Genomic DNA, 6,163 nt, shown 5'->3' with positions numbered 1-6,163 from the left:
ATGGAATGAAGAAAAAAGGCGAGAAAAGAGGGAAGGGACATAGAGACGCAAGGGTTTGAGGGGAGTGAGAGGGAGAATGGAGCGGGGAAGGACTTTTTGGCAGTTGAATATTTGAAATAAAGTTTCTTTAAAATTATTTTAGCTCGCGTTTATTTTCTTTTAAAAATTCTTTATAATTTTCTCCCCATTCATTCATTAGAGAAATAATTGGTTCTAGCGTTCTCCCAAACTCAGTCAATGAGTATTCAACTTTAGGGGGGATTTCAGGATAAACTTGGCGATGGACAATTCCATCTTCCTCGAGTTCTTTTAATTGGAGAGATAACATTCGTTTAGTAATACCGGGCATTAATCTATTGAATTCATTAAATCGCTTCGTTCCATCTAATAAATAAAATAGAATGACTCCTTTCCATTTACCTCCAATTACATCAAGAGTTCCTTCAACCGGACAGCCTTCGGGGCATCCATACCCTTTCTTTCGATTTCTCATCCGTACTCATACCTTTCTCATTTCTTCTTAGTCTTTAATTCTTAATTAGTAACATAGTTAATATCAGATTACAAGAATGTTAGTACACACTCTTTTCCTTCCATTCCTAATAGGTAACATGGTTGATACCAGATTACAAGAATGTGCGTACTTACCCTTAGCATATTTCTTTTTTATAATAAACATGAATAAAAAAGGAGGGCATTTAAATGAAGGCAGTTGGATTATACAAATATTTACCGATTGAAAGGGAAGAAAGTTTGGTAGATGTTCAATTGGAAAAACCTACACCAACCAAAAGAGATATACTTGTTAAAATTAAAGCTATTTCAATTAATCCGGTCGATGTAAAGGTTCGAGCTCCAAAAGATAAAGAAGAAAAAGAACCAAGGATTTTAGGTTGGGATGCAAGTGGAGTGGTGGAAGAAATCGGATCAGATTGTACAATATTTAAGCCTGGGGATGAAGTCTTTTATTCTGGTGACCTAACACGATCAGGGACTTATAGCGAATATCAATTAGTTGATGAAAGAATTGTTGGATTAAAGCCAAAGTCTTTGAATTTTGCTCAATCAGCTGCGTTACCATTGACATCGATAACAGCATGGGAAAGTTTATTTGATCGATTAATGATAGATATAAATAACCACAAAGAAAATCAATCTAAGAGCATTCTTATTATTGGTGGAGCAGGTGGAGTTGGCTCAATAGCGATTCAATTAGCTAAATTGGCTGGTTTACAAGTGATTGCCACAGCTTCTAGACAGGAGAGTAAGCAACGGGTGAATAAATTAGGTGCTGATTATATCATTAACCATCACGAAAACTTTCGAAATCAACTACAAGAACATGATATAAAAGGCGTTGAATATATTCTATGTTTGAACGAAACAGAGCAGCATTGGCAAAACATGGCCAATATTATTTTCCCGCAAGGAAGTATTTGTTCGATTGTAGAAATGGAAAATCCTATCGACCTTACTGCTTTAAAAAATAAAAGTGTAACGTTTGCTTGGGAATTTATGTTTACAAGATCCATGTATCAAACTACAGACATGATCAAGCAACATGAACTTTTATCCAAACTAAGTAAACTAATAGATGAAGGGAAAGTAACAACAACCCTAACTGAAACACTTAGACCAATTAATGCCGAAACTTTACGTAAAGCACATAAAATAGTAGAAACGGGAAGTATGATTGGCAAAATAGTAGTAGAGAATGAGTAAATGCCTAATGAGACTGTCGTGTACAATAAATTGATTGTCTAAAAAGCAGGCTGTTTAGATGTTTCGAAAAAATCAGGCAATTTATCTATAGGTATAAGAATCTTCAAGAAATCTAATGGTGTATCCATATGGATTAACTGATCATAAAATATCGTTATTAAAAGTGCAGGTTATGACACTGTAAAACATGTCTTCAATGCTAGTAATAATAAATTTTACAGAAAGATGGAATTCATTGGCAGTGAAGATTTAAAGTAATAGCGCTTTATATCTTTTCTACCAAGATGTATCAGAAATAGAGTCTATTGCTTAAGCATTTAGTAGTGAAAAAAGATTTGAATTTAAATAAGATAGATTAGTGTGAATTTTTTGAAAAAATAGTTTACGTGCAATATATTATTTAGTATACTTTAATTGTAAAATATTGGAGGTGGAATTCGAATGAATATAATGAAAAGATTAACGGTTGGTGGATTGGCAATAAGGTATATCTCTAGGAATAGGTTTATCTAACGTATCTGCAGCAATACCAACTGAAGCAAAGATTAGTGGTCCGAAAAATGAAATTATAATTGGTTCTTCTGCTACAATGACTAAAACTATTTCTTGGGGTGGGGGTAACGGAATTTATAATGTAAAGTACCATGATGGTATTACTACTCGATTTACAGATCCTGCTGCTAATTATTATAGTACAACTAGATCATCTACATATCATCTAGGTTCCTTAAGTACCGACAAATGGAACCTTACACTAACTGTTTCATCCGCTGGGGGTGGAACTGCACGTGCAACAGGAACAGTAACACTAAGAAAATAAATGTAAATTCTATGGCACCCTAGTCAACTGACTAGGGTGATTGTAATTAATCAATTTAAGGAGGAACGTCATGATTGATATAAAGTATTTACAAAAGTCATTTTCTGAATCCAATTCCATAATAGAAAATGTATCCTTGTCTATTGAAGAGGGACAGTGGTATACGATCGTAGGCCCTTCGGGTACAGGAAAGTCTACTTTACTTAAATGTATTTCAGGACTTTTAAAGCCTGATAAAGGCGAGGTCTTATATGAGAGAACTAATATTTATCACATGAATGAAAATGCGAGAAGCGAGTATAGAAAAAAAAATATTGGTTTTATATTTCAGGACTTCAAACTTTTGCCCCACTACTCTGTTATTGATAATGTCATGTTACCTCTTATTTATGATTATCCGAAAAAGGAACTATATATTAGAGCGAAAAAATTACTTGAGAGTGTGGGAATTAATAATTCTTTGTTTGCTAGACTGCCAGAATCTTTATCAGGAGGGGAAAAGCAAAGAGTGGGGATTGCTAGAGCTTTAATGGCTAATCCAAAGGTACTGATATGTGATGAACCGACTGGGAACTTAGATATTGAAAATAGAGATAACATTCTGCGCATTCTGATTGAATGCAAAAATAAAGGACAAACGATTATTATTGTAACCCATGATGAGGAAGTTGCGAAACTTGGTGATAAGACCTATAAATTATACAAAGGTAATTTGAAGGAAAACGAGGTATTTGTATGATACGTTTTGCTTGGGTTCGTATTTTAAGCAGAAAGTTGATCTCCATTACCATTTTATTAGCATTTATTGGTTTATATACACTTATTCCATTAGGTTTTCAGAGCACAAAAGAAATTAAGTTAGCAGTTAATCATTCCGTAGAAGAATACGGACGAGGTACATATGACATCCTAGTACGACCAAGTTCTACAAGAACAGATGTTGAAAAAAAATTAGGAATGATTGAAGAGAATTATATCGGTGATGGGGGAGGTGGTATTTCTATTTCTGATTGGGAACAGATTAAAAGAAACCCAGACATAGAATTGGCCGCTCCAGTAGCATCTCTAGGGTATTTTAGTGGTAAAAGGATGTCTATTGAACTTCCAGTATTAAAGGAACCAACAAGATTTTCTTGGCAATTTTATACCTCGGATGGGATTCATAAATATCCTATTGATCAGAAAGAGGAGTTATATTATTTTGATGGTTCGGTTCCAGGAAACATACAATATATTGACGCTTCGTATCCAAATTCATTAACAGGTGTAGCAATGACAGTCCTAATGCCTTTTAATTATTATCTATTAGCTGCTATTGATGTTGAGAGCGAAAGTAAGTTAACTGGAATTGACTATTCTGAATTAGATAAAGAGATTAATGATATTGAATTTAAAGAAGTTCGGGAAAGTTTAGGAAATCCACCCGTTATCAAAGTTATACAGCGGCATGATATAAATATTCCATTATATATGACTGTGAAGACAGATAGGATAGATGTAGATCTCGGAGAATATCAGGAGAAATTAGGCCTGATGAAAGATGACTCACTATTAATGGGCTATGAAAAACCTGAAAAAATGGAGCAAGTAATTAATGAACTATCTAAAGCTAAAGTGCTTGATAATAGAGAATATAATTTAGATTTATCTAAATTCCAAAAACCGTTTGAGGGGACAGCTGTAAAGATTGGGGAGGATTTCAGTATAAGTGAGACTGATCGCTTTATGTCTGACCAAGATACCTCGATTTATTACATAGCATCAAAAATCAACTATAAAATAAATGAAAATAATCTAGAAGTGCCCATACTTGAAGATGGACCTCCCCCAATATATAAAACAGTAAATAAAAAGGGGATAAGTGCCTATCAAAGTCAAAAGGTGCCCTTTATTATTGAACAAGTGGGAGAATTTTCACCTAATAAGGATACTAACCAGTTAGCTTCAAGCCCATTAGGTATATATTCTACCACAGAGTCAAAAAGCTTAGACGGTAAAGTGGTACAATCTACAATCTTTCCTGGAAGCTTTATTCCTACACCAGCGAGCGGGATAACAACCCTGGAAGCTGCTGAAATGGTAAAAGGTCAAAAACCGATTGATGCAATAAGGATCAAAGTGGCCGGGATAAATAAATATAACGTGGATGCTCAAGAGAAAATTGAACAAGTTGCAATAGACCTACTAAAATCTGGTTATGAAGTGGATATTGTTGCTGGTTCCTCTTTTAAACAAATGAGATTAGATGTTGAAGGTTTAGGCCAGATACTGGAGCCTTGGACAACTCTAGGGGTAGCACAAGAGCTGAGTGAAAATTGGAATCACATGTCCGTGATTTCTTTCATATTATTTTCTCTTTTTGGGTTTCTTTGGTTATATTCAAGAGTAACTTTTGAAAAAAAAGCCTTATATAAGGAAGATGAGTTACTATATCTATTAGGGTGGAAAAGGAAATTTATTTTTCTACGGAACTGTCTTGAACAATTTATTATTATTACTATTGGGTATGTAGTTAGCATTATTTTATTTACTCTATTCAAACAAGATGCATTCCCTTATTTACTCTCTTCATTATTATGGTTCCTAACCGTGGTCATGGTATGTTTATTATTTTTAAGAAATGGATCAGGGAATAAAACTAGGATAATGGAATATAAGAAAGTTCCAGCAATTATTCATTATAAAGAGTTTATATTACCAACCATTTTGGTTTTGTTCATTTCGATTATACTACTGATTATTCAGATATCTAACTTAGGATATTCCATTGAAAAAGCTAAGGAAACAACACTAGGTCAATTTACAATGGATGAAACATTAATCATACAAATTTCCATTATAGTGATAACCGTACTGCTTTCTTACCTAGCAGTTAGTGAGAGTATTACAGCACTCCTTCAATACCGAGCGAAGGAATTTTCTATGTACCATATTATTGGGTGGACTAAAGGTCGTATATTGATTCATTTCTCTAAAGAAATCTCTCTCTGGTCAGGAGTCCCAATTGTTTTAGGGGTTCTTTTAGGAAGTTTGATTTTATTTGGAATGAATGTTTCATACAGTTGGATTTTTATTAGTATATTAATCTCTATAGGTATTTTATCAATTGCAATCGTCGTGACTACCATTACAAAATTAAAACCGTTTAGCAAGGGATAGCCTTGAATTAGTTTTTTTACCAATTTGTATCAAATAAATTGTGTTTCGGATTCAAAACATAATTAACTTCACTCTTACAGTGACACTCAAGGAAAATGGAATGCTGAGTGTTGTGGATAAATTAAGCTAGCAATTATGAGTTTTGATACTATTGGTCGATATCTGAACTAGAGTTAAGGATAAAATACACTTCATCTTTTATTAGATGAGGTGTATTTTGTACAATCAAATATTCAGCAATAATTAAAAAGATAATACAAGGAAAATCACTCTTTGTCGATGAGATTCATATTAGATTACAAGACATGAAGAGGAGGACTATTAATCAAAATGAAGGAAAAACATATTTGACCTGAAATATTCATAGCACTTTAAAAGATGCACGTTTTTCTAAAATGCAGGTGAGAGTTTTCTATCTTTTTATAAGATTGAACATTCTCTAACCTTTAAAATCTAATTAAT

5 protein-coding genes are annotated in these 6,163 nt (G+C 33.4%); 4 read left to right on the top strand and 1 reads right to left on the bottom strand.

What is annotated here, in order from left to right:
- Positions 1-133 precede the first annotated feature (133 nt).
- Positions 134-493 (bottom strand): winged helix-turn-helix transcriptional regulator, encoded by a 360-nt coding sequence (locus ACTQ5K_RS25135; RefSeq protein ID WP_109769204.1) that lies wholly within the window; start codon positions 491-493, stop codon positions 134-136.
- Between the two features lie 209 nt (positions 494-702).
- On the opposite strand from ACTQ5K_RS25135, the gene ACTQ5K_RS25130 reads away from it, so the two are divergent.
- The 4 genes from ACTQ5K_RS25130 (at position 703) to ACTQ5K_RS25115 (ending at position 5,701) form a co-directional block, all read left to right on the top strand.
- Positions 703-1,722, top strand: a complete 1,020-nt coding sequence (locus ACTQ5K_RS25130; protein ID WP_235252588.1) for a zinc-binding alcohol dehydrogenase family protein — start codon at positions 703-705, stop codon at positions 1,720-1,722.
- Positions 1,723-2,311: 589 nt separating this feature from the next.
- Positions 2,312-2,542 carry a hypothetical protein gene (locus ACTQ5K_RS25125; protein ID WP_251628836.1) on the top strand — a complete coding sequence of 77 codons (231 nt, stop codon included), beginning with the start codon at positions 2,312-2,314 and terminating at the stop codon, positions 2,540-2,542.
- Positions 2,543-2,612: 70 nt separating this feature from the next.
- On the top strand, positions 2,613-3,281 hold the full coding sequence (locus ACTQ5K_RS25120) for an ABC transporter ATP-binding protein (RefSeq protein ID WP_109769206.1): 669 nt from the start codon (positions 2,613-2,615) through the stop codon (positions 3,279-3,281).
- Complete coding sequence (locus ACTQ5K_RS25115; protein ID WP_109769207.1) at positions 3,278-5,701, top strand: ABC transporter permease; 2,424 nt, start codon at positions 3,278-3,280, stop codon at positions 5,699-5,701. Before ACTQ5K_RS25120 ends, ACTQ5K_RS25115 begins: the two co-directional genes overlap by 4 nt.
- Positions 5,702-6,163: the final 462 nt, after the last annotated feature.

Origin of the sequence: Niallia sp. Sow4_A1 (assembly GCF_052116745.1) — a bacterium.
GTDB classification, from domain to species: Bacteria; Bacillota; Bacilli; order Bacillales; family Cytobacillaceae; genus Niallia; species Niallia hominis.
Note: the sequence above shows the minus strand (reverse complement) of the source record. Positions and strands in the feature narration are given on the sequence as shown.